At 62.8% G+C, this 492-nt stretch carries 1 pseudogene; it reads right to left on the bottom strand.

Annotation, left to right across the window (positions count from 1 at the left end):
• A pseudogene (locus PQR42_RS45640) lies at nucleotides 1-492 on the bottom strand (RHS repeat-associated core domain-containing protein); the annotation flags it as partial.

Below are 492 nucleotides of genomic sequence, written 5' to 3'. Positions count from 1 at the left end.
CCGCCGCTGATCTGGCTCAGCAGGTTCTGTTCATTCCAGCCGTACTGGTTCACACCGTCGCTGGCGAGATTGCCGTTCAGGTCATACAACAGCGTTTTGCCGGCCCAGCGCGTCAACTGATTCGCTGCGTTGTATTGCGCGTCATTCACCGCCTGCGGCAGGTTGACCTTTGCAAGGCTGCCGCCCGCTTTCGTGCGTCGCCCCGCCAGGTCGTAGCCATACGTCAGATCGCCGAACACGCTGCCGTCGGCGCGCCTGTACGTGATCCCCGTCAACTGGCTCGCCGCATCCCACGCGTAAGTCGCCGTGATTCCGTTGGCGAAGGTCGCCTGACTCCGTCGGCCGAGGGCGTCGTACGCGTAACCAAACGTGCGCGGCGCCTCGTCGTTCACCACGTACTGGATCTGGGTCACCCGATGTTCCGCATCACGCCTGTAGTCCACCGTCGCGCGATCCATATCGATGCCAGCCAGTTCACGGGTATCAGGTGCA

The organism is Paraburkholderia sediminicola, from assembly GCF_046027355.1.
GTDB lineage: Bacteria > Pseudomonadota > Gammaproteobacteria > Burkholderiales > Burkholderiaceae > Paraburkholderia > Paraburkholderia sediminicola_B.
Note: the sequence above shows the minus strand (reverse complement) of the source record. Positions and strands in the feature narration are given on the sequence as shown.